Annotated in this window: 21 protein-coding genes; 14 read left to right on the top strand and 7 right to left on the bottom strand. The window is 51.2% G+C overall.

Annotation, left to right across the window (positions count from 1 at the left end):
• Positions 1-95 precede the first annotated feature (95 nt).
• The 5 genes from C2M24_RS09540 to C2M24_RS09520 all read left to right on the top strand — a co-directional run bounded on the left by C2M24_RS09540 (position 96) and on the right by C2M24_RS09520 (position 8,462).
• On the top strand, positions 96-698 hold the full coding sequence (locus C2M24_RS09540; protein WP_105214511.1) for a hypothetical protein: 603 nt from the start codon (positions 96-98) through the stop codon (positions 696-698).
• A gap of 303 nt (positions 699-1,001) precedes the next feature.
• Positions 1,002-5,510 carry a carboxypeptidase regulatory-like domain-containing protein gene (locus tag C2M24_RS09535; protein ID WP_105214509.1) on the top strand — a complete coding sequence of 1,503 codons (4,509 nt, stop codon included), beginning with the start codon at positions 1,002-1,004 and terminating at the stop codon, positions 5,508-5,510.
• A gap of 56 nt (positions 5,511-5,566) precedes the next feature.
• Positions 5,567-6,049: a hypothetical protein gene (locus C2M24_RS09530; RefSeq protein WP_105214507.1), complete on the top strand. Its 483-nt coding sequence runs from the start codon at positions 5,567-5,569 to the stop codon at positions 6,047-6,049.
• Positions 6,050-6,157: 108 nt separating this feature from the next.
• Positions 6,158-7,615 (top strand): sensor histidine kinase, encoded by a 1,458-nt coding sequence (locus C2M24_RS09525; RefSeq protein WP_105214505.1) that lies wholly within the window; start codon positions 6,158-6,160, stop codon positions 7,613-7,615.
• The gene (locus C2M24_RS09520) at positions 7,605-8,462 is read left to right on the top strand and encodes a LamG domain-containing protein (RefSeq protein WP_105214503.1); all 858 of its coding nucleotides are present in this window, start codon (positions 7,605-7,607) and stop codon (positions 8,460-8,462) included. Before C2M24_RS09525 ends, C2M24_RS09520 begins: the two co-directional genes overlap by 11 nt.
• Before the next feature lie 22 nt (positions 8,463-8,484).
• On the opposite strand, the gene C2M24_RS09515 is transcribed toward C2M24_RS09520, so the two are convergent.
• The gene (locus C2M24_RS09515) at positions 8,485-10,359 is read right to left on the bottom strand and encodes a TonB-dependent receptor (RefSeq protein ID WP_105214501.1); all 1,875 of its coding nucleotides are present in this window, start codon (positions 10,357-10,359) and stop codon (positions 8,485-8,487) included.
• 227 nt (positions 10,360-10,586) lie between these two features.
• Here C2M24_RS09515 and C2M24_RS09510 point away from each other — a divergent pair, with 227 nt between their 5' ends.
• Positions 10,587-11,285: a Crp/Fnr family transcriptional regulator gene (locus C2M24_RS09510; RefSeq protein ID WP_158677882.1), complete on the top strand. Its 699-nt coding sequence runs from the start codon at positions 10,587-10,589 to the stop codon at positions 11,283-11,285.
• A gap of 12 nt (positions 11,286-11,297) precedes the next feature.
• Here C2M24_RS09510 and C2M24_RS09505 read toward each other — a convergent pair whose 3' ends face one another.
• The 3 genes from C2M24_RS09505 to C2M24_RS09495 form a co-directional block, all read right to left on the bottom strand.
• Positions 11,298-12,380 carry a leucine-rich repeat domain-containing protein gene (locus C2M24_RS09505; RefSeq protein WP_158683749.1) on the bottom strand — a complete coding sequence of 361 codons (1,083 nt, stop codon included), beginning with the start codon at positions 12,378-12,380 and terminating at the stop codon, positions 11,298-11,300.
• Positions 12,381-12,496: 116 nt separating this feature from the next.
• Complete coding sequence (locus tag C2M24_RS09500) at positions 12,497-12,793, bottom strand: hypothetical protein (RefSeq protein ID WP_105214495.1); 297 nt, start codon at positions 12,791-12,793, stop codon at positions 12,497-12,499.
• Positions 12,794-12,814: 21 nt separating this feature from the next.
• The gene (locus C2M24_RS09495) at positions 12,815-15,043 is read right to left on the bottom strand and encodes a bifunctional diguanylate cyclase/phosphodiesterase (protein ID WP_158683748.1); all 2,229 of its coding nucleotides are present in this window, start codon (positions 15,041-15,043) and stop codon (positions 12,815-12,817) included.
• A gap of 796 nt (positions 15,044-15,839) precedes the next feature.
• Between C2M24_RS09495 and C2M24_RS09490 the strand changes: the two genes are divergently transcribed.
• Positions 15,840-16,766, top strand: a complete 927-nt coding sequence (locus tag C2M24_RS09490) for a tetratricopeptide repeat protein (protein WP_105201642.1) — start codon at positions 15,840-15,842, stop codon at positions 16,764-16,766.
• Between the two features lie 76 nt (positions 16,767-16,842).
• Here C2M24_RS09490 and C2M24_RS09485 read toward each other — a convergent pair whose 3' ends face one another.
• Entirely contained in the window at positions 16,843-17,346 is a 504-nt protein-coding gene (locus tag C2M24_RS09485; RefSeq protein WP_158681438.1) for a nuclear transport factor 2 family protein, read from the bottom strand.
• A gap of 23 nt (positions 17,347-17,369) precedes the next feature.
• Entirely contained in the window at positions 17,370-18,110 is a 741-nt protein-coding gene (locus tag C2M24_RS09480; RefSeq protein WP_105201640.1) for a ferredoxin--NADP reductase, read from the bottom strand.
• A gap of 362 nt (positions 18,111-18,472) precedes the next feature.
• Here C2M24_RS09480 and C2M24_RS09475 point away from each other — a divergent pair, with 362 nt between their 5' ends.
• The 6 genes from C2M24_RS09475 (at position 18,473) to cyoE (ending at position 23,860) form a co-directional block, all read left to right on the top strand.
• A complete protein-coding gene (locus tag C2M24_RS09475) occupies positions 18,473-18,769 on the top strand; it encodes a hypothetical protein (RefSeq protein ID WP_158677878.1) in 297 nt (98 codons plus the stop codon).
• A gap of 308 nt (positions 18,770-19,077) precedes the next feature.
• Positions 19,078-19,983 carry a ubiquinol oxidase subunit II gene (gene cyoA / locus C2M24_RS09470; protein ID WP_105214489.1) on the top strand — a complete coding sequence of 302 codons (906 nt, stop codon included), beginning with the start codon at positions 19,078-19,080 and terminating at the stop codon, positions 19,981-19,983.
• Positions 19,984-19,985: 2 nt separating this feature from the next.
• Complete coding sequence (cyoB, locus tag C2M24_RS09465; RefSeq protein WP_105214487.1) at positions 19,986-21,974, top strand: cytochrome o ubiquinol oxidase subunit I; 1,989 nt, start codon at positions 19,986-19,988, stop codon at positions 21,972-21,974.
• Positions 21,971-22,603, top strand: coding sequence for a cytochrome o ubiquinol oxidase subunit III (cyoC, locus tag C2M24_RS09460; protein WP_105214485.1), 633 nt, complete (start codon positions 21,971-21,973; stop codon positions 22,601-22,603). The genes cyoB and cyoC overlap by 4 nt, the downstream gene beginning before the upstream one ends.
• On the top strand, positions 22,603-22,959 hold the full coding sequence (gene cyoD, locus C2M24_RS09455; protein ID WP_105214483.1) for a cytochrome o ubiquinol oxidase subunit IV: 357 nt from the start codon (positions 22,603-22,605) through the stop codon (positions 22,957-22,959). The genes cyoC and cyoD overlap by 1 nt, the downstream gene beginning before the upstream one ends.
• A 16-nt stretch (positions 22,960-22,975) precedes the next feature.
• Positions 22,976-23,860 (top strand): heme o synthase, encoded by an 885-nt coding sequence (gene cyoE, locus C2M24_RS09450; protein WP_105214481.1) that lies wholly within the window; start codon positions 22,976-22,978, stop codon positions 23,858-23,860.
• 73 nt (positions 23,861-23,933) lie between these two features.
• Here cyoE and C2M24_RS09445 read toward each other — a convergent pair whose 3' ends face one another.
• Positions 23,934-24,842 (bottom strand): histone deacetylase family protein, encoded by a 909-nt coding sequence (locus C2M24_RS09445; protein ID WP_105214479.1) that lies wholly within the window; start codon positions 24,840-24,842, stop codon positions 23,934-23,936.
• Positions 24,843-25,048: 206 nt separating this feature from the next.
• On the opposite strand from C2M24_RS09445, the gene C2M24_RS09440 reads away from it, so the two are divergent.
• Positions 25,049-26,077: an NADP-dependent oxidoreductase gene (locus C2M24_RS09440; protein ID WP_105214477.1), complete on the top strand. Its 1,029-nt coding sequence runs from the start codon at positions 25,049-25,051 to the stop codon at positions 26,075-26,077.
• Positions 26,078-26,094: the final 17 nt, after the last annotated feature.

Below are 26,094 nucleotides of genomic sequence, written 5' to 3'. Positions count from 1 at the left end.
ACGCGGCCACGGTCGTGCGCTAAAGACTAACGCGTAAAGTAGTACCCTGTAACTAAGGAGCTCCTAGAGCTCCTTATTTCCCTTAGGAGTTAACCATGAATAAATTACTTCTTATCGGTGTTTTTTGCCTAGCTGCCGGCGCTCTTTCCGCACCGGTTGAGGCGCAAAGTTGGCAAGCGATGAAGCAGGAGAAAAAAAGCAAGATCAATAAGTTACACGCTTTTAATGGCGAGCAGGAGCGCCTGGTTGCGCGCTTTTTAGATTTAAACGCTCAGGTGCAGCAATTAGCGCTGCAGGTGAGTGATGCACAGCAAACATCCCCGGCGCTGGAGCCAAGCGGTCAACATAACCTGGATTTCGACAAAGGCAGTTATTATTTTGTCGACCACTTAAGTACACAGCTAACCCAATTAGCCGATGCCAATAATGCGCTGCTGGCGAACTTCGGCACCGCCGCCGCAGGAGGGAATACTTCCCTACAGGCTCGTTACCTGGCTCTACGTAAGCAGCTGCAGGATCTGACGGTGCAACTGAATGAATTTGAACATCGCAGTGAAAAGCTGCTGGTGTCGGCCTCGCCATTGTTAAAGCGAAAAATCCATGCTTCCCTGTCCAGTGGCTTGTTGTTGGCGGCGCAACTGCCGGCGCAACTTAAGGACAACACCACCTTGACCCTTTCCTTGGAGGCCTATCGTTAATTGATGGCCGAGCGTTAAACATCCTCTTTCCATGTTCTCCGGGCTCTTCAATTGCTGATGTGGCCCGGAATTTTCCCCCGCAAATTCATACCCCTAAGTTAAAAACAACAAGTAAACAAAAATAACATCCTGTTAACTGATAATTGTCAGTTACAGCCCGACGATAGTTTCGTACTTTGGCATGAGTATACAAAAGGCACAAATGTAACGGCTATTTACACGTATCTAGATCGCATAATTTCGAGTTTGGTTACCGGCAGTGCGAATACGTGAGTCATAAAAGTAAATAACAGGAGACTTTTGATGAACTTCAACAAGTCAAAATTGCAAAGCTGTGTGCTTATTGGCTTGCTCGGGCTAATAGGCAGTAATCATGCCTTTGCCGAGATGCCGCAGGCTCCAGTGGTTGGTGAGTCAGTCAAGAATGTAACAAGCCAGAGTACTAGCAATGCAGCCATGGCGTTAAAACCGGTGAGTCCAACCTTGGCCACCGCGGGTAAGGCGCCGCTTTCAAAGTCAGTAACAGGCCAGTTCGAGGATCAGCTCGAATTGTATAACGCACAACAACAAAGCCTGGTTTCAATGGCTTTAGATGGATTTTCCGATCCCCTGGTACAAACTACGCTGGGTGAGCGAGCCATCCCCGAACCCAGTCTTAACCTGGATGGCCAGGGCGCCGATTGGGGCGATGCCGCCGTACCGGATACCAGTTTAGATGTAGGCGCCAACCACGTAGTGCAAGTGGTCAACATGTCCTATGCGGTATGGGATAAGAACGGCCAATTAGTTCAAGGGCGTACGCCAACTACACAGCTTTGGCAGGAGCTTGGTGGCGTGTGTGCCGATCCAGATGCCAAGCCACCGGCTATTGTCGGTTGGACAGCGCAACAAGACCGCGATGGCGCGGTCCTGTATGACGTTTTAGCGGATCGCTGGTTACTAAGCCAAACTGCGTTTGACGGCGCCAAGATGCACCAATGTGTGGCGGTGTCGAAAAGTGGCGATCCTACCGGCGAGTGGCATCTTTACGATTTTATTGCCACCGACTCGAAATGGTATGACAAGGCGCAATTCGGTGTCTGGGGTGATGGCTATTATATGGCCGCGCCACAATATTCTCCTGTCGACAAGTCTAAGCAAGGGATGGCGGTTGTGGCCTTTGAGCGTGAAAAAATGCTCCATGGTCTAGCGGCACAAACCTTGTATTTCGACCAAGCCGATATGCACAACGCCTTACCGGCGGATATGGATGGCATGCGCGCACCACAGGCAGGCTCGCCTAACTACTTTATGCAAATGCTCGATGATCAGGTTCATGGCGTTGCCGCGGACGCTTTGCAGCTGTGGGGCTTAGAGGCCGATTGGCAAAACCCGGAGCAAAGTAACTTTGCCTTGTTAGCGACCTTGGCTACCGAGCCTTTCGATATCGATCAAAGCTGCGGTAAAACCTGTGTTGCTCAGGACTCCTGGGGTGGCGACAGCTATAACGCCCTAGACGCTCATCAGCAAGCGCTGATGTACCGTTTGGCTTACCGCAATTTTGGCGATCATGACAGCCTGGTGGTAAACCACACGGTGGCAACCGGTGATAAGCATTTTGGTGTGCGCTGGTATGAAGTGCGTAACCTAGGTAGTGAAGCCACTATTCATCAGCAAGGCACCTATGCGCCCGATGCGGCCAGCCGTTGGCTAGGCAGTATGGCCATGGATGCGGTGGGCAACATCGCCTTGGGCTATAGCGTTTCCAGTGCCGATATGTTGCCGGCGATGCGTTATAGTGGCCGTTTAGCCAGTGATCCTCTTGGCCAACTTGGCTATGGCGAAGGCAGCGTCACCGAAGGTTTAGCACCTCAGGTTAACTCGTTCGACGGCAGCTGGGGCGAGCGTGCGCAAATGACCATCGACCCAAGCGATGACTGCACCTTCTGGTTTTCCAGTGAGTACGGTGCTGACACCGATTTCGAAACCCTTTGGGGAACACGCATCGCGAAATTCCAGCTCGATCAATGTCAGGCCGAGCCGCAAGGCGTGGTCACAGGTGTGATACGTGACAGCGAGACAAATGCAGCACTGGCAGGTGCCGAAGTACGTTTTGGCGACTACAGCACCATAGCCGATGCACAAGGCGTCTATACACTGTCTTTACCTCTGGGCAGCTATGAATTTAAGGCACGTGCTTATGGTCACCCGATGACCAACTTGGGTTCGGTGCAGGTGGCCAGCGAAGGTGAGTTAACTAAGGACGTGTCTTTGGTTTCCCTACCCAAGGCAACCATTAGCGGTAAGGTGGTTGATGGTTCAGGTCACGGTTGGGGATTACCGGCAAGCTTGCAGCTAAGCGGCGAGTTGGTGCCTTATACGGTGATCAACACCGACCCCATCAGTGGTGAATTTACCCTGGATGGTTACGCCGGATGGCCGGTAAACCTGATGGCATCGTCCGTCAGTTATAATCCGCAAAATGTGGCGACTCAGGCCAATGGCGATACCGAGCTAGGTAACATTGCCCTGCAGGTGAACAAGGATGTGTGTGTTGCTCCCGGTTACAATAAGGCCGATAGCAGCACCTCCTCTGTGGTCGAATTTGAAGATGTGAACTTCCCACCTACGGATTGGACCGTTGTCGATAATGCCGGTACTGGCGTGGTGTGGAAAACCAGTGAGCAATGGAGTCGTCCTAACTTAACCGCTGGCAGCGGTATGTCGGCGGCGGCGGACAGCGACCGCGGCGGTCGTAACCTTTACGATACCGAGTTGATCACTCCTGTTATCTCTGTTGCTTCGTTGCAAGGCTTTGAAACCGTGAGTTATGAGCAGGCCTTTAAGGCGTATGCCCAGTCGGTATTCGATTTTGATATCAGCGTTGACGGTGGTCAATGGCTGAACATTCATAATCTGATCACAGACAGCATCGGCAAGGTCGTTGTTGACTTGGGCACTTACCTAGATGGCGCTGAGAGTTTCAGACTAAGATGGCGTTATTACACCCTGAGTGTTGATAATGCCTATGACTGGTATGTGCAAATCGATAATGTTGAGTTCGGTTTAGGCTGTGGCTTTGCCGAAGGTGGCTTGCTGGCAGGGATGATCACCGATGCCAACACCCAGGCTCCGTTAGCGCAAGCTCAGGTACAAAACCAGCAGGGTAAGGTTACATTAACCGCTCAGGATGGCTTCTATCGTCAGTTTAATGCCGCCGGTGAGCAGAGCATGAGCATCGCCCTTAGCGGCTATGCGCAGGCCGAGCAAAGCGTAAGCATTGCCAACGATCAGGTCAGCGAGCTTAATGTTGCCCTTAATGCCGGTCTGCTAACCAGCTCGGCGCAGGCGCTCGAACTGGATGTGGTTGCCGGACGCAAAGTTGCCAGCGATATCACCTTGGCTAACGAAGGCAGTTATGGGCTTAGCTACAAGGTTACTGAAGTCGCACCACCCAGTGGTGATAACCCGAGTGAGGCAAGCCTGGGCGATAACCAGCAAGCACAGGCTTTGAACATTGCCCGCCCGTATGGCATGGTGGTTGATAAGGTGACCAACAGCGTTTGGGTTAACAGTGCCAAAGCCTTCGGCGGTGACAACAAGCTCTATCGTTTAGACGAACAGGGCCAGAAAACCGGCGATGTAATCGACCTGAATCCGCTAGCGGCAGGCGATGATCTGGTTGCGGATCTTGCGTTTAACACCCGCACCAACACCGCTTGGCAGGCCATTTTCAGTGATGCAAACTGTATCCATGAGCTTGACCTTAACGCCATGCAGTTGACGGGCAAGCGCGTGTGTCCAGACCTGGACGGTAATGGGGTTGGCGGCTTGGCCTATGATCCGCATGCCGATCAGTTACTGGTCAGTAGCTACAATGCACAGAAATTGTATCGCGTGAACTTCGATGGCAGCGTCAGCGCCGAATACGACCTTGGTCTACCTGCCTTTGGTTTGGCCTACAACCCGAATGTTGGTCATCTGTATGTCAGCGCCAATGGCGAGAATGGGGTAGGCAGTGACAAGGCCGATCAGATCTTAGATCTGTACGTTGTTGATTTGCACAACGAACTAAGCCTGGTTGGGGCAACGCGTGTAGATGGTATGAATAGCTTTTCGCAAGCGGGTCTAGACCTCGATTGTGATGGCACCTTGCATGCCATGGACCTGGTAATGTCGCGCACCTTTAGCCTTGCCTCGGGGCAGCAACAGGTGTGTGCACAGCCGCAAGCAAGCTGGTTCACCTACTCCGAAGATGGTGGAGCGTTAAATGTCGGCGAGCAACAGGCCCTGACCTTGGGTGCCGATGCGGCCGCCTTGGCTCCGGGTGTCTACCAGACCACCTTGTTACTGCAAGACGATACCGCCTACGCGGCCCACGAAATTGCCGTAACCCTGAATGTGAACGAACCCGTGTTGGGCGAGTTTGGCTTTGCGGTGAGCGCCTATGACGTTAATGAAGGTGACAATCAAGTCGTGGTGACGGTACAACGTACCGGCGGCAGCGATGGCGCCGTGGCACTGAACTATCAAAGTCTTGATGGCACAGCTAAAGCGCTGGCGGATTATCAACCTGCGTCGGGCATGCTGTACTGGGATGACCAAGATGGGGAGGCGAAGTCCTTCACCGTTAAGCTGGTGGATGACGCCGAGGTAGAAACCATGGAGTCGTTTAATATCCTGCTCAGTGCCGACGATGAGACGTTATTGAACGCCGAGGTGGTTACCACGGTCAAAATAACCGATAACGACAAGCAGAAGGGCAGCAGTGGTTCACTGTTCCACCTACTGTTCATGCTAGCAGCGTTAACTCTGGTTCGCAGAAAAGCGTAAAACTAACCCTAAGGCGCCGAGTTTCGGCGCCTTATTTGCTTTAGGAGACAGTTATTATGAAAACCTTTAAGCCCGGACTATTAATTGGCATGACTGCGTTCATGATTCTGAATGTAAGCGCACCCGTTTTTGCCCATAACGGCGAAGTTGACACCAACCAAAGCAAGCCTCCTAAGGTGACAACTAATGTCAAACCTGAAAAGGAAGCACAGCCTGAACAAGTGGCTTCTAAACCGGAGTGTGAGGGCGAAACCAGGGTGATCCCTTTGCATCAATTGCCCGTGGAGCGCAAACTCAATGAACAGAAAACGTCTATGACTGAGCAACAAAAGCCGAACCAAACACAGCCTGCCAAGGCTAAAGTAGCTGCTAATGCGGCCAAGGGCGAATCAAAATCGCTACGTGATATCAGCGCCGAGGAGCGTCACCAAGAGTGCGCAAACGCCAAGCCCGTTAAGGTGATGCCCATTGGCCGACTGCCGGTAGAAAACGCCATCAGCAAGCAGAAAAAGGACCAAAAGGATAAAGGAAACAATTAATTGTCGCTGTGTTTATAGTGGCTGTTTGCGCCATTTAAGGTATGGTAAAGAGAGTAATACACCGCCTTGGCGCAGGCCAAGGGGGGTAGTCAGTTGAGGACTCATACCATGCGTACCTTTTCTTCTCGGCATAGAACGGTCAGACGGCTGATCCTCTATATCATCCTGTTTAGCTCGGCGATCACTCTAATATCGTCGGCGCTGCAACTGTACTTGGAATACACTCAGGGGGTGGCGGAGATAAATGCAGAGATCCATCAAATCAAAGACAGCCAGCTTGAAAGCATTGCCCTCAATGTGCAAGACCGCAATATACAGTTGCTCCAGCTGCAACTTGATGGACTGGTTAAACTGCCAGGGATCGAGCGTATCAGTATTGTTACCACCGACAGGGTGAAATGGCGTGCCGGTGAGGTGATGTCCAATGAAATTATCGATGAACGTTTTGTCTTGTATCAGCATGGCAGGGAGCAGGAGCCGCCCCTGGGGATTTTGCAAATCGTGGTGGGTCTGGATGAGTTATATAGCCGCCTCACCGACCGAGTGTATTTTATTGTTATCAGTAATGGTATTAAAACCTTTTTGGTGGCCGGTTTTATCCTCTATCTGTTTCAATACCTGGTCACTCGTCATCTCAGTAAAATCAGTGACTTTGCACAAAACCTGACCTTTGATAAGCCTATACCACCCTTAGTTCTGGATAGAGATGCGAAGGAAAGAAACGCTCCGGATGAGCTGCAAACCGTGGTGAGCGCCCTCAACGGCATGCAATTACGTCTTGGCGATGAGCTGCAAAGACGCCAAGAAGCAGAGCAAAAACTATTGGCCAGTCGCGACCAAATCGCCCACCTCGACAGGCTCAACAGCATGGGTGAGATGGTCAGCACCATCACCCATGAAATCAATCAGCCTCTAACCGCCATTGCCAGTTATGCCCAAAGTGCCACCCGCCGTATCGACAGCGCCCGGCCCGAGCAGCAGGCCGAGCTGCAGCAATGGTTAGCGACTACCTTAAAGAAAATTTCCGAGCAGGCGCTGCGCAGTGGCAAGGTGCTGCAACGGATCCGCAACTTTGTGAAATTGCGGGCCATGGATATGCAGCGGCTGGATGTGAATACCATGCTTCGCGAAGTGGGCGATATGGTGGAGACCACGGCCAACAGTAACCAGGTGAGCCTGGTACTCAAATTCAATCCGTCGCCCTTGTATGTAGAGGGCGATCCGGTTCAGTTGCAACAGGTGAGCATTAACCTGATTAAAAACGCCATTGAGGCCAGTCACCCGGGCGCTCAGGTGGTTATTTCTACCTGCCTTAACAGCGAGAATAATGAGGTGGAGTTGTGCATTCACGACGAAGGCGTGGGGGTGAGTGGCGAGGCCGTCGAGCATCTTTTTGAACCCTTTTATACCAGTAAGAAGCAAGGCATGGGTGTGGGACTGTCAATCAGCTTGGCGATTGCCAAGGCGCACAATGGTACCTTGAAGTATCAGGCCAATGCTCAGGGCGGATGCGACTTTACCCTGACCTTACCTGCCGTTGGCGAGGAGGTGGCTTATGACGTTTAAAATGAGCTTTGCGCTGCGAGTGACCCTGCTGCTGTGCGCCATTTTTATCATCATAGCGGCCTTGGCGTTTTCTCAGCTGCAGCGAGTTGAACAAACACAGGTTGAAGACGAATTATCCAAGGTGTTGCAGGTCAATTTACACGGTCACTCCAGCTATTATTCCTTTGAGGGCGAGGGCGACCAAGTACTGGATGACTTTGCCAGCTTTTGGCCAGGGACCTTGCACGGGGCCGTGCGCAGTGCCGGTAAAACCGGCAAGGGTCTAGACTTCTCGGTGCATCAGGACGCTCATATGGGCGTGGATATTTGCTGTAAAATCGGTAAGCCTCTGTCGACTACGCGTTGGCGTGAGGTGACCTTTGAAAATGGTGGCATCAGTATCGCCATGTGGCTCAAGCCCCTGGCCCTGGAAGACAAGCAAATTTATCCCTTGTATGGTGGCTGGTATGGCGATGTACAAAGTAACAAGCTCAGGGTGGTGGATAGGCGTGTAGAACTGTTGATCTACTCAAGCTCCGGATACCAGCCAAAATCAGTGGTTAAAAGCAACACTCGCCTGGTAAACGGCCAGTGGACGCACGTTGCTGTGGTGCATAATGGTAAACAAGCGCGGCTGTTTATTAACGGCGAGCTTGATGCCGCCCAAGACGCCAACATTAGCGTTAGCTCTATCGTCAATGATGTGTTTTTAGGGGGGATCCCCAAGCAACATGCCACCCAAGGCAAGCATGCCTTTGCTGGCGTTATCGACGACTTTTTTATGTCGGAACTAATTTTAACGGATAAAGAAGTCAACGCATTGTTTAATAAAGACAAGCTGGCGGCACAGCAGTTGGGCGAAAACTAGCACCCAACTGCTTCAATAGCGCTCAAAACTGGTAGCTGATGGCAATGCCCACGTTTCGCCCCGGCGCGTAGGGTGCACTGTCATCGGCGCTGACGCGATAGAGGCGATCACCAGCATTGTCGAGCCACAGACGTACCTTGGTTCGTTCATTGAGCTGATAGGTCAGCTTGGTCGAAAGCAAGGTATGGCTGGGCAGGGGTAACTCGGAGGGCCCCACCTCGTCCTTGGCACTGCGTAATGTTGCACCCAGATCCCATTGCCAACGGTCGCCCTGGTAGGTCGAAGTGAGTTTATGTTCGCCGGCACCAATGTCGGCAAGGGGGCGCCCCTGTTCATCCTCGCCGTTAAGCCACTGACCACCGAGGCCGAGGGAGAAGTTGTCGGTTACCTGAAATGCCGCCTTGTATGCCAGTCCTTTAATTTTCCCGGAGCCCACATTGATATAGCGACGTGTATCGGCATCGATATCGATGCGCTCGATATAGTCGTCAATATGCTGGGAAAAGGCGCTAAGGCTCCAGTTAAAATCCGATTTCTGGTAGGAGAGCTTGGCTTCAAAGCCCAGGCTTTGCTCCGGCTCGAGCTCCAGATTGCCCTCCACGCGGCCGCGGGGGGTTTCACCAAAAAAGTAGCTTTCCGTCAGCGCCGGCTGGCGAAAGGCCGTACTGGTGATAAACTTCGCCGCTAATTCGGGCGTGAGTGCCCAGCTAATACCGGCAAAGCCACTGACATTGGTGTCGTTGCGGCTCCCTTGTTGTGCCTTGGTTTTACTGTAATCGAGGCGGGCACCAAGCAATAGGTCGATGTTATCCAGGCTACGGGTCGCATCGTACACCAGGGCGCTCTGGTACTGGCTGGCGTCCAGCACGGTGTCGCTGCTGGTTAGGCCCGAGGCTAAATCAAGTTCATCCTCTTGTGCCTTTACCTTGGTTCTGGCATCAAAGGATAGGCGCCATTTGCCCTGCCAATCGCCAAAATACTGATAGCCATAGAGCGCCGCACCATAATCCAAGGATGAATTACTCAGGGTATTGATGCGCTTGTTGGGGCGTTCAATATAGGTATCGAGATGAGCATTGTGCACATAGACATCGGCATAAATCTGGTCAAAATCAAACTCCGCCTTGGCTAAGAGATGATCATTGCGTGGGTAGAGGGTGCGTTTCTTGCTCAGTGGCTCGGCACTGGCCTTACCCAGGTTGTTGCCTTCGCTATAGAGCACCCAGGCACGCGTGAGGTAGGGAAGCTCAAGGTCGGCACTTAAAAACACATTGTGATTTTCGTAGCCGTTGTAGATGCTGTTGCCGTCGGCGCTTTCTCCTTCACTAGCGGTGCGGGTCGACAGTCCCCAGGAGATGCCTTCCTTGCTCCCTTGCCAGGCCAGATGTTGCGCCTGGTTATTGCTTTGCCATTGGGCATCCAATTGTTGACCCTTGAGGCGGTTCAGTTTGATATCCACGGCGCCGCCCATGGCTCCGGAGCCATAGTAGGTTGAAGCGGCGCCAGGAATTACCTGCACCTGGCCGATTAACGCCGGGTCGATAAACTCTGCGGCGCTGCCGGCGCGGCGATCGCTGTAAATGGGAATGCCCTCTATCAGGGTTTGCACCCGCCAGCGGGAAAAGCCGCGCATACTGTACATCTGCATCATGCCGCCTTGACCGTTGAGGGAAATGGTCGGCTCCTGCGCCAGCAATTCCGACAATTGCAATGGCGAGCCCTGGGCTTGCTGCGGGTCGATGCGCTGGACCTCGATTAATTGCAGACTGGATTGATAAAAGTTCGAGGTGCTGCTGAGCACCTCAATATGCTCCATGCCATCGGCGTGGGCAGCCACAGTGACAAATCCTGGAGCGGATAAAACTAACGGGGTGAGTGCGGTGCGTATTAACTTCATGGGCAAGGCCTCGACCTAAAAAACAACTGATAAGGCACGCTACCATGTTCACTTTTACGTCAATATAAGTAGTTTCCGATCCCCCATAGGTACATCTACGCATAGCGAGCGCCCCATTGAATTGGCTAAATTAGCAGCATGCAAGACACGAACAGCGAATTGAATGTAGCGAGGCACCCATGATTGATCACAACATGCCATTGAACACTGTGAATTTGGAGCTGGCTATGCAAGGAAGTATTTTTAACCTGTTGGCACCTAAGCTGGGCTTAGGCAAGCAGGCCAAGGCCGCTCAGAAGACACCTCAGGTGCGCCTAAGCGAGCTGGTAAAGGGCAGCAAATCCCTTGACGCCGAGCAGCACTTGTTCCGCCAAGAGGATGAATTTAAAGCGCTTTACCTGGTGCAATCCGGTGCATTCAAAAGTTATCGACTAACGGCCTCGGGCAAAGAAGTGCTCACCGGGCTGTATTTTCCCGGCGATGTTATTGGCGTTGGCGGTTTGGCACAGCAGCAACACTTTTATTCGGTGTCGGCGTTGCAGGACTCGCGAGTGTGCGAAATTCCTTTTGCTCGTCTGCTACAGGACTCGGTTGCCAACTCCGATGTATTGCTGACCATGCTAAGTCTGATCAGCCAGGAGTTTTCCGCCGATCAGCACCTGCGTCAACTGCCGACCAAAAGCATTAAGTCGGCCGTCGCTTCCTTATTGCTGAACCTTTCCTCGCGCCTAGGCAGCTCAAGGGTGCCGACCCTGTGTTTTGAGTTACCCATGAGTCGTGCCGATATTGCTAATTTACTGGGTGTGTCCTCTGAGGCGGTCTGCCGCGAGTTCACCCGCTTAAAGCAAGAGGGCGTACTCGAGGTTAAGCGTAAAAAGATCTACATCAGCGATATCGATGAGTTATACGCCCTGGCCAATGAGTAAAGGGCGTATTGGTTAGGCTGGCTCATCAACTATGCATAGACTTCTTCTGAGCTCATCCATATAGTCCCAACTTGGGTGCAGGCGCGTTTTTAACGCGTCGGTGCCCATACTTTTCAGCGCTGCCGGAGCAGTTATCTCGGCCGTTGGATTACCCCAAAACGCATAACTGCCAATCGAGGTAACTGAGTCGGGCAGGATCACCTCGGTGAGCTCGTTACTATCAAAGGCGCTGGTGCCTATATGGATCAGCGAGTCTGGCAGGGTGACGGCCGTTAGGTGTTGGCAATCAAAGACATGAGGCGCAATGCTGGTGACCGAATCGGCCAGGGTAATGGCCTTACGCTCGCCGCCATAGGCAATCAAGGTGCGGTTAGACTCTTCCCCATAAATAAAACCATGTGTGATCTTGCCGTTTACCTTTTCAATTCGGTTATAGCGAAACGCGGAATAGTGAATATGCTCCAGTGTTTTTGGCAGGGTGATGGCCGTGAGGGTATTGTGCTCAAAGGTGCCTTCATCAATTCGTGTCACCGCCGCGGGAATAGCGACCGAAGTGAGCTTGTTGACCCGAAAGGCATCCGCCCCCAAATGACTCAGCGAGTCGGGCAGATTAACCTGGGTCAGCAGGTTGTACTCGAACGCCCCGGCGTCAATCCTGCTCAGCGTGTCCGGTAAATCTACGCTTACTAACTCATTAAATCTAAAGGCATCTTCGCCAATGTGTGTCAGGGCTGCGGGCAGGCGAACGCCGCTGAGTGTGCTATCCCAAAAGGCGCGCTTGCCGATGTGGGTGACCGAATCGGCAATAATGACCTTGGATAGCCGGATACGCTCAAACGCCGACGGCGCGATGCGGGTGATACTCACCCCATCGAGATTACTGGGAATACGTACTGCAACATAATCCGACCAGGGGGTGCGTGGGCCGTATTTGCCCTGGTATTTGACCAGGGTGCCACTGGTGCGATCTAGGATGATATCCTTGATTGTTAGCGTGTAAGGGGTATAGGTGTAGGTGACAAGGCCAGGTAAAACAATGGCCAATAAGGGCACTAACACAAACACCAGGGGTTTACTTAATCGGCGTGATTTCATTTTTTCATCCATGATTTGTGTGGCTTAACTCGGTTCCTTGCGTCATAGCCCTTGGGGCGCGCCGCCGGCCCATTGTAGCGCATCTGGGCCGAGCAAGTTAGCGTTTGCAACGTTTTTTAAATCAGGTGGTTATGTAGCTTGGCGTTGCTCTCTGGGTCAATAAATTCAATCTGGGTAAGGTGAAAGGGGGTGCCCCACTGCTGTATGGTCATTATCTCGCGCTGCTCGTGACCGCGCAGTTTGACCTTGGCGCCTGGTTTGCAGAATGCCTTGGGCAGGTTTAATGGCAGCAGGCGTTTACCGTCGTTGGTGAGCAGGCCAAAAAAGCCACCTTCCAATTCGATGTAGCAGACTTCGGCATCCAGCCAGTTATCGTCTGCGTTGTGCTGCCTTGCTGCTGATAATTCGGTCATGGCATAAGTTCCGTTTGTTTATTAGTCTGTTGTTATCGCCGAACCCAGCTGTGAGCTGTTACCTTGCTCAACCTTGGCATCAGAGGTGATAAACAAGCGTTCAAGCTCAGTTGCAGATATCGGCTTACTGAAATAGTAACCCTGGTAAGAGTCGACCTGGTAGCTTTTCAGTAAATTAAAATGTTCTTGCGTTTCAACACCTTCAGCGACCACGGTGAGATTAAAGTTATTCGCCAAATCGATAATGGATTTCACCACCAGGTGGGCATGTTCATCTGTGACCATGTCTTGCACAAAGGAGCGGTCGATTTTAATTTCATCTATGGGCAGCGAGCGCAAATAACTCAATGATGAGTAGCCGGTGCCAAAGTCATCAAGGGCGATGGAGACACCAAACTTTCTGAGTTTATTGAGCTTGTCTGTGGCATCATTGATATCACGAATAAGCACGGACTCGGTCACTTCAACGATCAGCTTGCTGTGGTCAATCTGGTATTGCTGCACCACCTTAATAAAGTCTTCGACAAAGTGGGCGCGCCAGATCTCTTTAGCGCTAAGATTGACCGCTATATGCAGGTGTTTGCTGTGGTCATGACGCTGCCATTGCTCAAGTTGTTGGCAGGCGCGCTCGAGCACTATGGCGCCCATGGGCACGATCAGATTGCTTTCTTCGGCCATGTGCATAAATACATCAGGAGAGAGCAAACCCAGGGTAGGGTGCTGCCAGCGAATTAGGGCTTCGGCGCCAATCAGGGTGGCTTTCATATCGAACTTGGGCTGCAGATAAATGCAAAAATCACGATTGGCGATGGAGTCATGCATGGCTTTTTGCAATTCACTGATCTGGCGCAGTTCATCCTGCATATTGGTATCGAAGATCATCGCCTTTTGACCACCGCTGGCCTTGGTGCGATACAAGGCCATATCTGCCAGCTGCAGCAATTTCATGGTGCACAGATCATCGGCGGTAAACACCACACCGCCAATGCTGCCGGTGATCGAGTAGTCGATATCTATATTCTGTATGTCGCTGGCCAAGGATATTGATTTGGAAATTTCTTTAAGTACTAGTTCGGCATAATGTTCTGCGATGCGCAATGCTTCACCTTGAACCTTGTTGAGCTGGGGAAGGACAATCACAAATTCATCGCCACCAAAGCGGGAAATGATCCCCTGGCCCTGATTGATATGCTTTAGACGCTCGGCCACTACCTTGAGTAGCTGATCACCGATATGGTGGCCAAAACTGTCGTTTAATAATTTAAAACGATCCAGATCGAGAAACAGTAATGCACTATAACTGTCTGTTTCCTGGTTTGATTTTATTGCTTTTTCTAACTCTGTTTCCAATCGTGTGCGATTGAGTAAGCCGGTGAGCTGATCATAATAGGCGAGGTTGACTATCTTATCCTGATTTCTTTTCTCTTCGGTAATATCAAGTGCCAGGCCTACCAGCCACAGTGGCTCGTTATTGTCGTCGAATTCGGCCACACGTCCTCGATCCCATATCCAGATCACCTCGCCGTTGGGCTTTCTCATGCGAAATTCGATGCTGTAGGACTTGTGGTTGCGCATCAGAGTTTTCAGCACCTTGGCAACCATGGGACGGTCTTCAGGGACGATACATTGCTCAAATTCCTTAAATGAACTGTCGCTATGTTCAATGCCGGTGATCAGTTCCCACTGGCGATTATGCAGCACCTGATTGGTCTGTACGTTCCATTCCCACAGCCCTTCTTCGGAAACGTCCAACACATGCTCTAAGCGCTTTTTGTTGCGATCCGCTTCTTCTTTTAAGCGGGTGATCTCTGTGATGTCTTTGGCGATAACGGCAATATGAAGTCGGTCACGAACGTCGCGAAATGGCACCTTTATGGAGTGAAAGTGCCGGATTTCGCCGGTATTTGCATCTGTGGTCGACTCGTACACTTCTTCTATTTCAAAGCGGCGCATAATGGCCTGGACATTTTCTTTGAAGAAGTCGGCCTGCTCTTTATTGTTTATAAAGTAAAAGTCGTCTTTGCCAAGCATTTGCTCCGGCGAGCTGTTGTACAGCTTGGCCATGGTGTCGTTGCAAAACTGGAAGTTGCCCTGATAGTCCTTGATCAGCACTACATCGTTAATGGAGTTGAGTAGTTGCTTGATAACGCCTGCATGCTTGTTAACCTTCTTGAACACCAGCAGCAACAAGGCGAAGGTAACCAGCAGTTGTGAGCTGAGCAAAAAAAGCACCTTGGCGGTGTTGTTCATATTTTGTGCAAAAAGCTTATAAAACAGTATCATAGATAAGGTTGATAAAGCCGATATGGCCACTGCAAACAAAAAAATCTTACCTTTGTAAATTTTGCTTATATCAAACATTTATAATCCTAAATCAGCATGATCTGGCAAGTCCTTACCCTTATCAATACCCTATAAGCTAGGTGAATTTCGCGTTTATATACACTTCCTGTTGGTAACCGCGTTATTATTATTTGTGTTCTTGTGTACCGTGCTGAAAACGGCCTTATTAGGAAGTAAAGCCCACATTTTCCCAGTTGCAAACCGATTATCCAATAAAGCCACATAATTGTGTCTGGTGTCGATCCTGCCAGATTTGCTCTAATCCAAAAGGTTAAGGAGGCTTTCCCTGTATATCAGAGTCTTGCCTCACCAGGATAAAGTTTACTCACGCTCGGGCTCGTCCCCATGTATTTTTAACTTTTGTCTTGAAAGCCGCTCAATCCGAGGGAGCGGCAATTGTCGCGTTAACCAAATCTTATAAGTTGACGAGAACACTGCTTTAAAGTTACACAAGTGTTACCTATTATGCCTAAAAATACTGACGAATCTAGCAGCAAAAAAAATATAACTAACAATAAGATAAATTAAGTATGGGTTCAGTGTGTGGGGAATACTATGGCCATTCACTCCTGTTAATGTTCCTTGAACCTTTATTGTTGTTAAGCAGGTTAGCCAGCTACATTTGTAGCTGGCTTTTTTTTGCCTAGGCGTTGCCAAGCTGGCATCATAGGGGCTGCAAAAATAAGAGAAAAAGGATCTAAGCATGCTGAAATGGGCGAGTTACCTGCTATTTGGTGTTATTTTGAGTGTTTCAACGGCGCAAAATGCGTGGGCACAGGCCGAGCAGGAGCCGGTTACGCTCCCCGAGCAACAAGCGAAAGGACTTTCTCAAGAGCAACAAGCTCAGGCGCAGCAATCGGTTTCACAGTTGGATGGGCCCATGTACCGCCCCTTGATCGAACGTTATATTCTCGATGAACTGCAGGCGGTTCGCAAAGATCAGCAGGCGTTGCGCGCCGAATATGTGGAAAAAATAGCTCATGCTCAGTTGGACACCGCCGACCGCGCCCTTGGCTACACCACAGATACAATGAATAACCTCTTTATTCTTATTACCGCCACAGTATCCATCCTGGTATTGGTGGGCTGGAATTCATTGCGTGATGTGAAAAACAAGGTAGAAGATATAGTTAACACCCGGGTAAAAGCGATTACGGAAGAGTATGAATCGCGACTGGCCGGGTTAGAAAGTCAGTTGCGTGAACGCTCTGAAGCCATACTCAATAATCAGAAAAAGATCACCATTACCAATGAAATCCACTCCTTGTGGATGCGCGCCAATCTTGAAAGTGATTACGGCACTAAGGTGGAAATCTATGACGAAATCCTTTCCCGTAAGCCCGAAGACGTTGAAGCCATCGCCTACAAGGCGGATGCTTTATTGGAGTTAGGCGATACTCAGCAGGCCATTATGTTGTGTAATCTGGCTTTGGATATCGACTCAGACTATGGTTACGCCTATTGGCAGCGCGCCTGTGCATACTCTTTGCTGCATAAGCACAGCGATGCCCTGGCGGATATACGTATGGCCCTGGAATATTCGCCAAATCTGCGCAATGAGCTGCTTCACGAAAGCGCTTTTGCCAGCCTGCACGATAATGCCAGCTTTAACGACATAGTTAACGGCTAATCGAAATAGATTTAAATATAAAAACGGCGGCCAATGGCCGCCTTTTTTTTCTGTAAGAGTGCTTGCTGAGCGGTAGTTATTTACCTCTAAAAAACAAGACCTTGGTTACCTTGGCATTATTGATTTCATAGCTGGCAACCACTTCGCCACGCTTATCCACCACCTCGGGGTCTTTGGAGCATGACTCGGAAAGCTCCTGATCTATCACGTATTTACCATGAACTATGCGTTTAATGGGTGTGCTTTTTACGCATTGCAGGCTTTTAAACATGGCGCCATAGCGGGCGATTAACTGTTCCTTGCCACTAAACATCAGCTGATCCGGGAACATATAAAAGGAAATGTCTTCGGCAAAATAGCTAATAAAGGTATCGATATCCTTGTCGTTGTAAGCGCTCAGCAGGGCATCGACCACGGCAACGGCCTGTTGTTGTGCCTTGCTTAATTGCTTTGCGGTTTGCTGCTCGAGTTGATTCTCAACCAGCTCGCTTGCTTGGGCGCTCAGCGGTTCTGCGCTGTCATTGGCCAGTGCCGGTTGCCAAAGCAGGGCTGCCAAGATAGCGACAATATGGGTTTTCATAGTGGGTGTTAGTCCTTTGGTTACTACCAGTATTGCTCTACGGTTATTTGCCCCGGGCTTCGGCGGCGGTTGCGATTGTAGCCTAAATCCATTAAACATTGACTGGTTTCTTTAACCATGTCGGGATTACCGCAAATCATAAACTGTGCCACATCCGGGGTGGCTTCAAGCTGAACGTGCGCAAAAAGTTCGCCACTTGTAATCAGTTGCGGAATGCGCTGTTTCAGTGGCGTGGCTTCGCTCTCGCGGGTGACCACGGGCACATAGTGTAATTGCGGGTATTGCTCCTGTAATTCTAGGATCATCTCTTTATAGCTGAGATCCTTGCTGTGACGAACACAGTGTACCAGTACCAGATGTTGAAATTGTTGCCATACCCGTTGCTCTTGCAGCATAGATAAAAACGGGCCGATGGCGGTGCCCGTGCTTAACATCCATAGCTGCTCGGCGCTTGGCACCTCATCCAGGGTGAAAAAGCCATTGCTCTTGGCGGCAATTTGCACGCTGTCACCGGGCTCTAAGCGTGCCAGGGCTGCGGAAAGGGCGCCATCATCCAGCTTGATCAGGTAAAACTCCAGGTTCTTTGAGCTCGGTGGATTAACAAAGGAATAAGCTCTTGCTACGCGCTCATCGCCGATTTGCAGCGCCAGCTTGGTGTATTGTCCGGCCGTAAATGGTTCAATATCCGCTGTGACCACTAAACTAAATAGCTTTTCATTCCACCAGATCAGCCGTTTTACTTTTGCCTCTAACCAATTCGCCATACTGTGCTCCAAAGCCTTTAGCCTCAATAAGTTAAATCTGGCAATGGAATGACTTAAAGTCAATTACTAAGGTTACAAAGCGCGCCCTTGGTTACATTAAATAGCAGTTTATGACTCATCGATAACCAGGAAAACTTTCTCGACTATTGAAACCCAGCTGGCCTTTGATATACTCGCGCTCGAAGTTTCAGTAAGTAGTGAAACTTCGGAATAAACTTACGTTACCCGAACCAATCTGGAAACACCGAGTGCCAAAGCCAAGCCTACACAAGTTAAACTGTCTGCCCCAGTCGCTACTTGCGAATGTGGAGCAAAGTCGTGTGTATGGGCGGGCAGTCACCATGGCGTTGGTGTTTGTGTGCATGAACCTCATACTGTTATTTAGCGGGGTGCTGGGTGATGCAGCTGAACTGGAGGCCGCGCTTGGCAATGGCCTACAGCATGAATCTGTGCTGGTGACCTTGGCGCAATTCCTTGCCCATCCGGTGCTCAGTGCGCAGTTGCTGATTGGTCTGTGTTGGTTGTTATTTCATGTCTTTGTGGCCAAACGCGCGGGTATTTTTCTGCGTAAAGCGGCCTTTGCCTTTGTTGCGCCCACGCGCAGCCAACCGGTGCACGATGCCCACGGTTGTCGCGCGCCACCCCTCATTGCCGGTTGATTGTCAGCACCGTTACACCTTGTTGTGCACAAGTAGGAATATGCGTCTTTCCAAGTAACGGCCTCAGTGCGTCTGCTTAATACCTGTCACTGAACACAGTCAACCCACCGCAGTATTGTTCGCGGTGCGTCGGGCACCTCTGGTTTGCATTCATTTCCGTGTGCTGCCAACCAAAAAATACCTTACTACCGCGAATTAATGCGCTTTGAGCATAGCTATGCCGTGCTTAAACATCTCAGGCCCCGTGCGTCGGATATACACTCGCGCGCCGGTGGCGAGGTTTAACCTTTAGGTTGTAGGGTAGTGTTTTGTTAACTCGCAAACTCTTTTCAATAGCTCTGGCCCTGATGGTGCTGGCGCTCAGCGGCTGTAGCGGCGGAGTGCTGGACCCCAAGGGGCAAATTGGCGTGGATGAGAAAAACCTCATCATTATCGCCACTCTTCTTATGTTACTTGTGGTGATCCCCGTGATTGTCATGACCTTATATTTTGCCTGGAAATACCGTGATGGCCGTGACCACGAAATTTATGCACCCAAGTGGGCCCACTCCACCAAGATAGAAGCGGCGGTATGGACCATTCCGATTGTCATCATCATAGTGCTGGGGGTGATCACCTGGCGTTCGACCCAGTCGCTGGACCCCTATAAGCCGCTTGAAGGCAAGGGCGAGCACCTCAAGGTGCAAGTGGTGTCGTTAAACTGGAAGTGGCTGTTTATCTATCCCGAGCAGGGCATAGCCACGGTGAATGAACTGGTGTTCCCAGCCAATGTACCGGTGGAATATAAGATCACCTCGGAAAGCACCATGAACTCTTTCTTTATCCCGCAATTGGGCAGCCAAATTTATTCCATGGCCGGCATGGAAACCCAATTACACCTGATAGCCGATGAAGCCGGCACCTTTAATGGATTTTCCGCCAACTACAGCGGCGCCGGTTTCACCGGAATGCAGTTTGATGCCATTGCCACGCCAACCCAGGCGGATTTCGATAACTGGGTGGCCGAGGTGAAGGCAAAGGGGCAGACATTGGACAAGGCCACTTACGAGCAACTTGCCAAGCCCAGTGAATACCACCCGGTTACCTACTATGGCGCCGTGGAAAACGGCTTATTCCACAGCATTGTTATGAAGTATATGCAGGGTCATGGCGAGATGAACTATTACGCTAAACCCGATCATTCGGCGCACATCCAGCACGGCGTCGAGGAGTGAATATGAGTTTATTTGGAAAGCTATCAATCGATGCCATCCCCTACCATGAGCCCATTATTATGGTGACCTTGGCGGTGGTGGCCGTGGTCGGCTTGCTACTGGCGGCCGCGCTTACAAAATACAAAAAGTGGGGAGTGCTCTGGTATGAGTGGATCACTTCCATCGACCATAAACGCCTGGGAGTGATGTATATCACCTTGGCGCTGATCATGCTGTTTCGCGGTTTTGCCGACGCCATTATGATGCGTACGCAACTGGCCATGGCCACCAGCGGCGCGGCGGGATATTTGCCGCCGGAGCATTATGACCAAATCTTTACCGCCCATGGGGTGATCATGATCATCTTTATGGCCATGCCCTTTATGATTGGCTTGATGAACATCATAGTGCCTTTGCAAATTGGTGCTCGTGATGTGGCCTTTCCGTTTTTGAACAACCTCAGCTTTTGGTTGACCGCCGGCGGTGCCGTGTTGATCAACCTGTCTCTTGGACTGGGGGAATTTGCTAAAACCGGTTGGGTGGCGTATCCGCCTTTATCCGAGCTCTCCTTTAGCCCGGGCGTGGGGGTCGACTACTATATCTGGGCGCTGCAAATATCCGGGCTTGGCACCTTGCTGACCGCGGTGAACTTCCTGGTCACCGTATTTAAGATGCGTGCGCCGGGTATGAGCCTGATGAAAATGCCCATCTTTACCTGGACCTGTACCTGGGCCAACATCCTGATCGCCGCCTCTTTCCCTATTTTGACGGCAGTATTGGCGATGTTAACGCTTGATCGTTACCTGGACTTCCACTTCTTCACCAATGAAGCCGGTGGTAATGCCATGATGTATATCAACCTGTTTTGGGCCTGGGGTCACCCCGAGGTCTATATCCTGATCTTGCCTGCTTTCGGCATTTTCTCCGAGGTGATCTCCACCTTTACCGGCAAACGCCTGTTCGGTTATAAGTCAATGGTCTATGCCAGCGGCGCCATTTCTATCCTCGGCTTTATCGTCTGGCTGCACCACTTCTTTACCATGGGCTCAAGTGCCAACGTCAACGCCTTCTTTGGGGTCATGACCATGGTGATAGCCGTGCCCACCGGGGTGAAGCTGTTTAACTGGCTGTTCACCATGTATCGCGGGCGCCTGCGCATTACCGTGCCGGTGCTGTGGACCATCGGCTTTATGCTGACCTTTACCGTTGGCGGTATGACCGGCGTGTTACTGGCCATCCCGGGTGCCGACTATGTGCTGCACAACAGCCTGTTCCTGATTGCCCACTTCCATAACACCATTATCGGTGGTGCGGTGTTCGGCTACCTGGCCGGGTTTGCTTACTGGTTCCCTAAAGCCATGGGCTATAAGCTCGATGAGCGTTGGGGCAAGGCGTCTTTCTGGTGCTGGCTGGTGGGCTTCTTCGTGGCCTTTATGCCGCTGTACGTGCTGGGCTTTTTGGGTATGACCCGCCGTCTTAACCACACCAATAACCCGGATTGGAATATCTGGCTGTACATTGCCTTTGTCGGTGCGGTGATCATCATGGTTGGCATTGTCTGCCAGGTGATCCAACTCTATGTGAGCTACAAAAACCGCGAGCAGCTTAAAGACACCAGTGGCGATCCTTGGAATGGTCACACCCTGGAGTGGTCAACGGCATCACCGCCGCAATATTACAACTTTGCCAAAACTCCGGTGGTTTCGGATATCGATGCCTGGACCGAGGTGAAAGAGCAGGGCAAGGCCTATCAGCCAGGATTAAGTTACGCGCCTATCCATATGCCGAAGAACACCTCGGCGGGTGTACTGATGAGTGCCGGGATCACGCTATTTTGCTTCGCCATGATCTGGCATATCTGGTGGTTGGCCATGGTAGGCCTAGCCGGTGCCATCGCCATGTTTATTAAGCGTTGTTACACCAGGGATGTCGATTACTACGTGCCGGTTGATGAAATTGAACGCATCGAAGGCGCCCATATTCAGCAAGCTACAGCGGGAGGGTCGCTATGAGTGCCACAACTTCAGCCTCAATCAATGCCTTAGCGGGCGTGCACGCGCATGAGCACCACCATGAGCATCATGACAGCGGCGGCAACACGGTATTCGGTTTTTGGTTATACCTGATGACCGACTGTTTGTTGTTTGCGTCCTTTTTTGCCACCTATGCGGTGCTCTATATGAATACCGCCGGCGGCGTGTCCGGCAAGGATATCTTTGAACTCGACTTTGTCGCAGTGGAAACGGCGGCGCTGCTGCTCAGCAGTATTACCTTTGGTTTTGCCATGATAGCCGCCAACGGCCAGAAAAAAGCACAGACTCTGGGTTGGCTGGCGGTCACCTTTGCCTTTGGCGCCGTCTTTATCGGCATGGAAGTGTATGAATTCCATCATTTGATTGCCCATGGTAACGGGCCACAGCAGAGTGCGTTTTTAACCTCCTTCTTCTCCTTGGTGGGCCTGCACGGTATGCACGTTACTGCCGGTTTGATTTGGATGACGGTGATGATGATTGAAGTGCTGCGCCGTGGTTTGGGCAAGCAAACGGTGACCCGTTTAAGCTGCCTGAGTTTGTTTTGGCATTTCTTAGACATCGTCTGGATCTGTGTGTTTACCGTAGTGTACTTGATGGGAGCCATGTAATGAGTCATAGCGAAATTCAACAAATTGAAATAGTTGAAGAAATAAGCCATCAGCAGGCGTCTAGTCAGGTTAAAGACTATGTTATCGGCTTTGTGCTCTCGGTGTTGTTAACCGCCATCCCTTTTTGGGCGGTGATGACGGGGGCGCTGTCGCAAGGCAGTACTATGGCCACCGTGGTGGTGGCGGCCATAGTGCAAATCTGGGTGCACTTGAAATACTTCTTACACCTTAACTTTGTCACCGATGAGGGCAAGGCCAACAGTGTGTCGTTTATTTTTAGTGCCCTGATCATCGTTATGGTGGTCGGCCTGTCGGTGTGGATCATCTATGAATCCAACGCCATGATGATGTACTAAGAAAAGGGTCGTGCTTATGTTTCGTCGTTACTTTACGGTAACCAAACCCGGCATCATTATGGGGAATCTTATTTCCGTCGCGGGGGGCTTCTTGCTAGCCGCTCGCGGGGAAGTGGACCTTGTCTTGATGCTGACAACCCTGGTCGGATTGTCTTTGGTGGTGGCCTCGGGCTGTGCCATCAATAATGTCATTGACCGCGATATCGATGCCAAGATGGCGCGCACCAAACGCCGAGTGACGGTAACGGGCGAAATGTCGGCAACGGCGGCATTGTTCCACGCCTTGGTGTTGGCGGTATTAGGTTTTGGCGCATTGTACTGGTACACCAATACCTTGGCGTTGGGCTTTGCAGCCTTTGGTTTTGTTATTTATGTAGGCGTCTATAGCCTCTATATGAAGCGCAATTCGGTGTATGGCACCCTGGTGGGCAGCTTGTCGGGGGCGGTACCGCCGGTGGTGGGCTATTGTGCGGTAAGCGGCCAGTTCGATGCCGGTGCCGCCGTCTTGCTGCTGATGTTCTGCGTCTGGCAAATGCCACACTCCTACGCCATCGCTATCTTTCGCTATCAAGACTATCAAGACGCCAACATTCCTGTGCTCCCCGTGGCACAGGGAGTGGAGCGGGCCAAGCGGCAAATTGTCTTGTACATCGCCTTATATGCCTTAGTGGTGATCTTGCTGCCCCTTGGTGGATACACCGGCTTGGCCTTTACGGCGGTGGCCTGCACCACCAGTTTCTGGTGGTTGCTGATGGCGCTGCGCGGTTATCGTCGCAATATCGATGTTGCCGGTTGGGCAAGGCAGGTGTTTGCCTTTTCCATCGTTAATATCACCATTTTAAGCATTACCATGGCTGTGGATTATCATGTCGCGGGTTCACAGCTCATAGCGCTGACCTAGTTTAGGTGAGCGCGCAATAGCGGCATATTCCCAATAGTAAATGATAAGCAAAGGCTCCTCGGAGCCTTTTTTCTTACAGGCGTGCGGCCTGCTCTACGACGATTGCGTGACGCGCCGCTAAGCGGGCATGATCTCTGTCATAACCGCCGCCAATCACGGTCGCCACCGGCGTATTGTGTTGCTGACAACGGGTGAGTACCAGGTGATCCCGACGTGCTATACCCTGCCAACTGATATCCAACTTGCCCAGGCCATCCTCTTGCCAGATATCGACGCCGGCATCGTAGAGCACTAAATCCGGGTTTAAGCTGTGCAATAAATGGCTGAGGGTGTCATCGACTATGCCCAAATATTCATCATCGCCCATATTATTGGCCAGGCCTATGTCGAGATCGCTGGCACATTTCCGAAACGGGAAGTTCTTCTCACAGTGGATTGAACAGGTGTAGGCATAGGGCTGATGTTGCAAAAGCGCTGCGGTGCCATCGCCCTGATGTACATCCAGGTCAAAGATAAGCACATTGGTCACCTCGCCCGATTGGATCAGGGTTTGGGCGGTGAAGGCCAGGTCGTTGACCATGCAGTAGCCGGAGCCGAAATCATAATGCGCATGATGGGTACCCCCGGCGAGATGACAGGCAAGCCCATTTTTAAGTGCCAGGCGGGCGGTTTTCAGTGTTCCCAGCGGGGCGGTAAAGGTGCGGGCCATTAAGCTGGGTGACCAGGGCAAACCGATGCGCCGCATGGCCTTGGCATCGAGACGATTATGCCACAGGTCGTCGACATAGGTGTCGCAGTGCACCAGGGCGAGATCTTCCGGATAGCCTATTTCCGGCTGATGCAGGTTGTTCCGCACTAAGCCCAACTCCTTCACATGCTTATACAGGCGCGCAAATTTGCTCATTACGAACCTGTGGTTGGGATCAAAGCTGAATGAGTAATTTGGGTGATAAACCAGGGGCAAATGCGGGTTAAAGCTCATGAGATTCGACAACGGGACTTTTGTAAAGAGTCTACCGAATGATGAACGCCTTTGCCCAGGTTTCTTCACTGGCGCGCCTCGACTTGTTAGGGCTAATAACGCTTTATTACCTAGAATTACACTTTGCAACGCTTTGCCGTCTTGAAAGCCGAGTGACGATCCCAATTATACTTGAGTAACCATTCAAAAATGTTTAGGAATTAATAATGAATACAGTTAATCGTCAAATCCTGTTGAACTCACGCCCGGTCGGGGAACCCACAGCCGAAAACTTTCGTTTGCACCAGGGGGAGATCCCAAGCCCAAAACAAGGGGAAATGCTGCTGCGTACCGTTTATCTTTCCCTCGACCCTTATATGCGTGGGCGCATGAGTGACGCCAAGTCTTACGCCGAGCCGGTTGCTCTTGGCGGGGTGATGTTCGGTGGCACGGTGGCGCAAGTAGTGGAGTCTAACCTGGATGGTTATGCCGTCGGTGACTGGGTGCTGTCGATTAACGGCTGGCAGGACTATGCCATCAGCACAGGCGAGATGGCGATTAACCTGGGTAAAAATCCCAGTAAGCCATCCTGGGCCTTGGGTGTCTTGGGTATGCCCGGCTTTACCGCCTATATGGGCTTGCTGGATATCGGCAATGCTCAGCCAGGCGAAACCGTGGTGGTCGCCGCGGCCAGCGGTGCGGTGGGCTCGAACGTGGGTCAGATTGCAAAAATTAAAGGCGCCAAGGTGGTGGGCATTGCCGGTGGCGAAGAAAAATGTCGTTACGTGGTTGAAGAGCTTGGCTTTGATGCCTGTATCGACCATAAGGCGGATGATTTTGCTGAGCAATTAGCCGCCGTCTGTGACAAGGGCATAGATGTCTATTTTGAAAACGTTGGCGGTAAGGTGTTCGATGCGGTATTACCGTTATTAAACCCCTGCGCCCGCATTCCTTTGTGCGGCAATATTTCCCAGTACAATAGTGACGAGCTGCCGGCAGGGCCGGACCGCTCATACCAGTTGATGTCATTTTTGCAGGTAACGCGCGTGACGGTAAAAGGCTTTATCATTTACGATGATTACGGCCACCGTTATGACGAGTTCGCCAAGGATATGCAACAGTGGGTGAGCGAGGGCAAGATCAAGTACAAAGAACATATGATTGAAGGCCTTGAAAATGCACCGGCGGGATTGAACGACGTACTCAATGGGCGCAACTTCGGTAAAATGGTCGTTAAAGTTAACGAACCGCTTTAATCAGAAAAGAAAAGCCG

The sequence above is a fragment of the Pseudoalteromonas sp. T1lg22 genome (genome assembly GCF_002964645.1).
Lineage (GTDB): Bacteria > Pseudomonadota > Gammaproteobacteria > Enterobacterales > Alteromonadaceae > Pseudoalteromonas.
Note: the sequence above shows the minus strand (reverse complement) of the source record. Positions and strands in the feature narration are given on the sequence as shown.

What these genes read in the sequence shown, in the direction of transcription:
- cyoC (WP_105214485.1), top strand. Translation starts at nt 21,971, where the DNA reads ATGAGTGCCACAACTTCAGCCTCAATCAATGCCTTAGCGGGCGTGCAC.
- C2M24_RS09475 (WP_158677878.1), top strand. Translation starts at nt 18,473, where the DNA reads ATGAACCTCATACTGTTATTTAGCGGGGTGCTGGGTGATGCAGCTGAA.
- C2M24_RS09540 (WP_105214511.1), top strand. Translation starts at nt 96, where the DNA reads ATGAATAAATTACTTCTTATCGGTGTTTTTTGCCTAGCTGCCGGCGCT.
- C2M24_RS09440 (WP_105214477.1), top strand. Translation starts at nt 25,049, where the DNA reads ATGAATACAGTTAATCGTCAAATCCTGTTGAACTCACGCCCGGTCGGG.
- C2M24_RS09480 (WP_105201640.1), bottom strand. Translation starts at nt 18,110, where the DNA reads ATGGCGAATTGGTTAGAGGCAAAAGTAAAACGGCTGATCTGGTGGAAT.
- C2M24_RS09490 (WP_105201642.1), top strand. Translation starts at nt 15,840, where the DNA reads ATGCTGAAATGGGCGAGTTACCTGCTATTTGGTGTTATTTTGAGTGTT.
- cyoE (WP_105214481.1), top strand. Translation starts at nt 22,976, where the DNA reads ATGTTTCGTCGTTACTTTACGGTAACCAAACCCGGCATCATTATGGGG.
- C2M24_RS09485 (WP_158681438.1), bottom strand. Translation starts at nt 17,346, where the DNA reads ATGAAAACCCATATTGTCGCTATCTTGGCAGCCCTGCTTTGGCAACCG.
- C2M24_RS09510 (WP_158677882.1), top strand. Translation starts at nt 10,587, where the DNA reads ATGCAAGGAAGTATTTTTAACCTGTTGGCACCTAAGCTGGGCTTAGGC.
- cyoD (WP_105214483.1), top strand. Translation starts at nt 22,603, where the DNA reads ATGAGTCATAGCGAAATTCAACAAATTGAAATAGTTGAAGAAATAAGC.
- C2M24_RS09445 (WP_105214479.1), bottom strand. Translation starts at nt 24,842, where the DNA reads ATGAGCTTTAACCCGCATTTGCCCCTGGTTTATCACCCAAATTACTCA.
- C2M24_RS09525 (WP_105214505.1), top strand. Translation starts at nt 6,158, where the DNA reads ATGCGTACCTTTTCTTCTCGGCATAGAACGGTCAGACGGCTGATCCTC.
- C2M24_RS09515 (WP_105214501.1), bottom strand. Translation starts at nt 10,359, where the DNA reads ATGAAGTTAATACGCACCGCACTCACCCCGTTAGTTTTATCCGCTCCA.
- cyoB (WP_105214487.1), top strand. Translation starts at nt 19,986, where the DNA reads ATGAGTTTATTTGGAAAGCTATCAATCGATGCCATCCCCTACCATGAG.
- C2M24_RS09520 (WP_105214503.1), top strand. Translation starts at nt 7,605, where the DNA reads ATGACGTTTAAAATGAGCTTTGCGCTGCGAGTGACCCTGCTGCTGTGC.
- C2M24_RS09500 (WP_105214495.1), bottom strand. Translation starts at nt 12,793, where the DNA reads ATGACCGAATTATCAGCAGCAAGGCAGCACAACGCAGACGATAACTGG.
- C2M24_RS09495 (WP_158683748.1), bottom strand. Translation starts at nt 15,043, where the DNA reads ATGAACAACACCGCCAAGGTGCTTTTTTTGCTCAGCTCACAACTGCTG.
- C2M24_RS09505 (WP_158683749.1), bottom strand. Translation starts at nt 12,380, where the DNA reads ATGAAATCACGCCGATTAAGTAAACCCCTGGTGTTTGTGTTAGTGCCC.
- C2M24_RS09535 (WP_105214509.1), top strand. Translation starts at nt 1,002, where the DNA reads ATGAACTTCAACAAGTCAAAATTGCAAAGCTGTGTGCTTATTGGCTTG.
- C2M24_RS09530 (WP_105214507.1), top strand. Translation starts at nt 5,567, where the DNA reads ATGAAAACCTTTAAGCCCGGACTATTAATTGGCATGACTGCGTTCATG.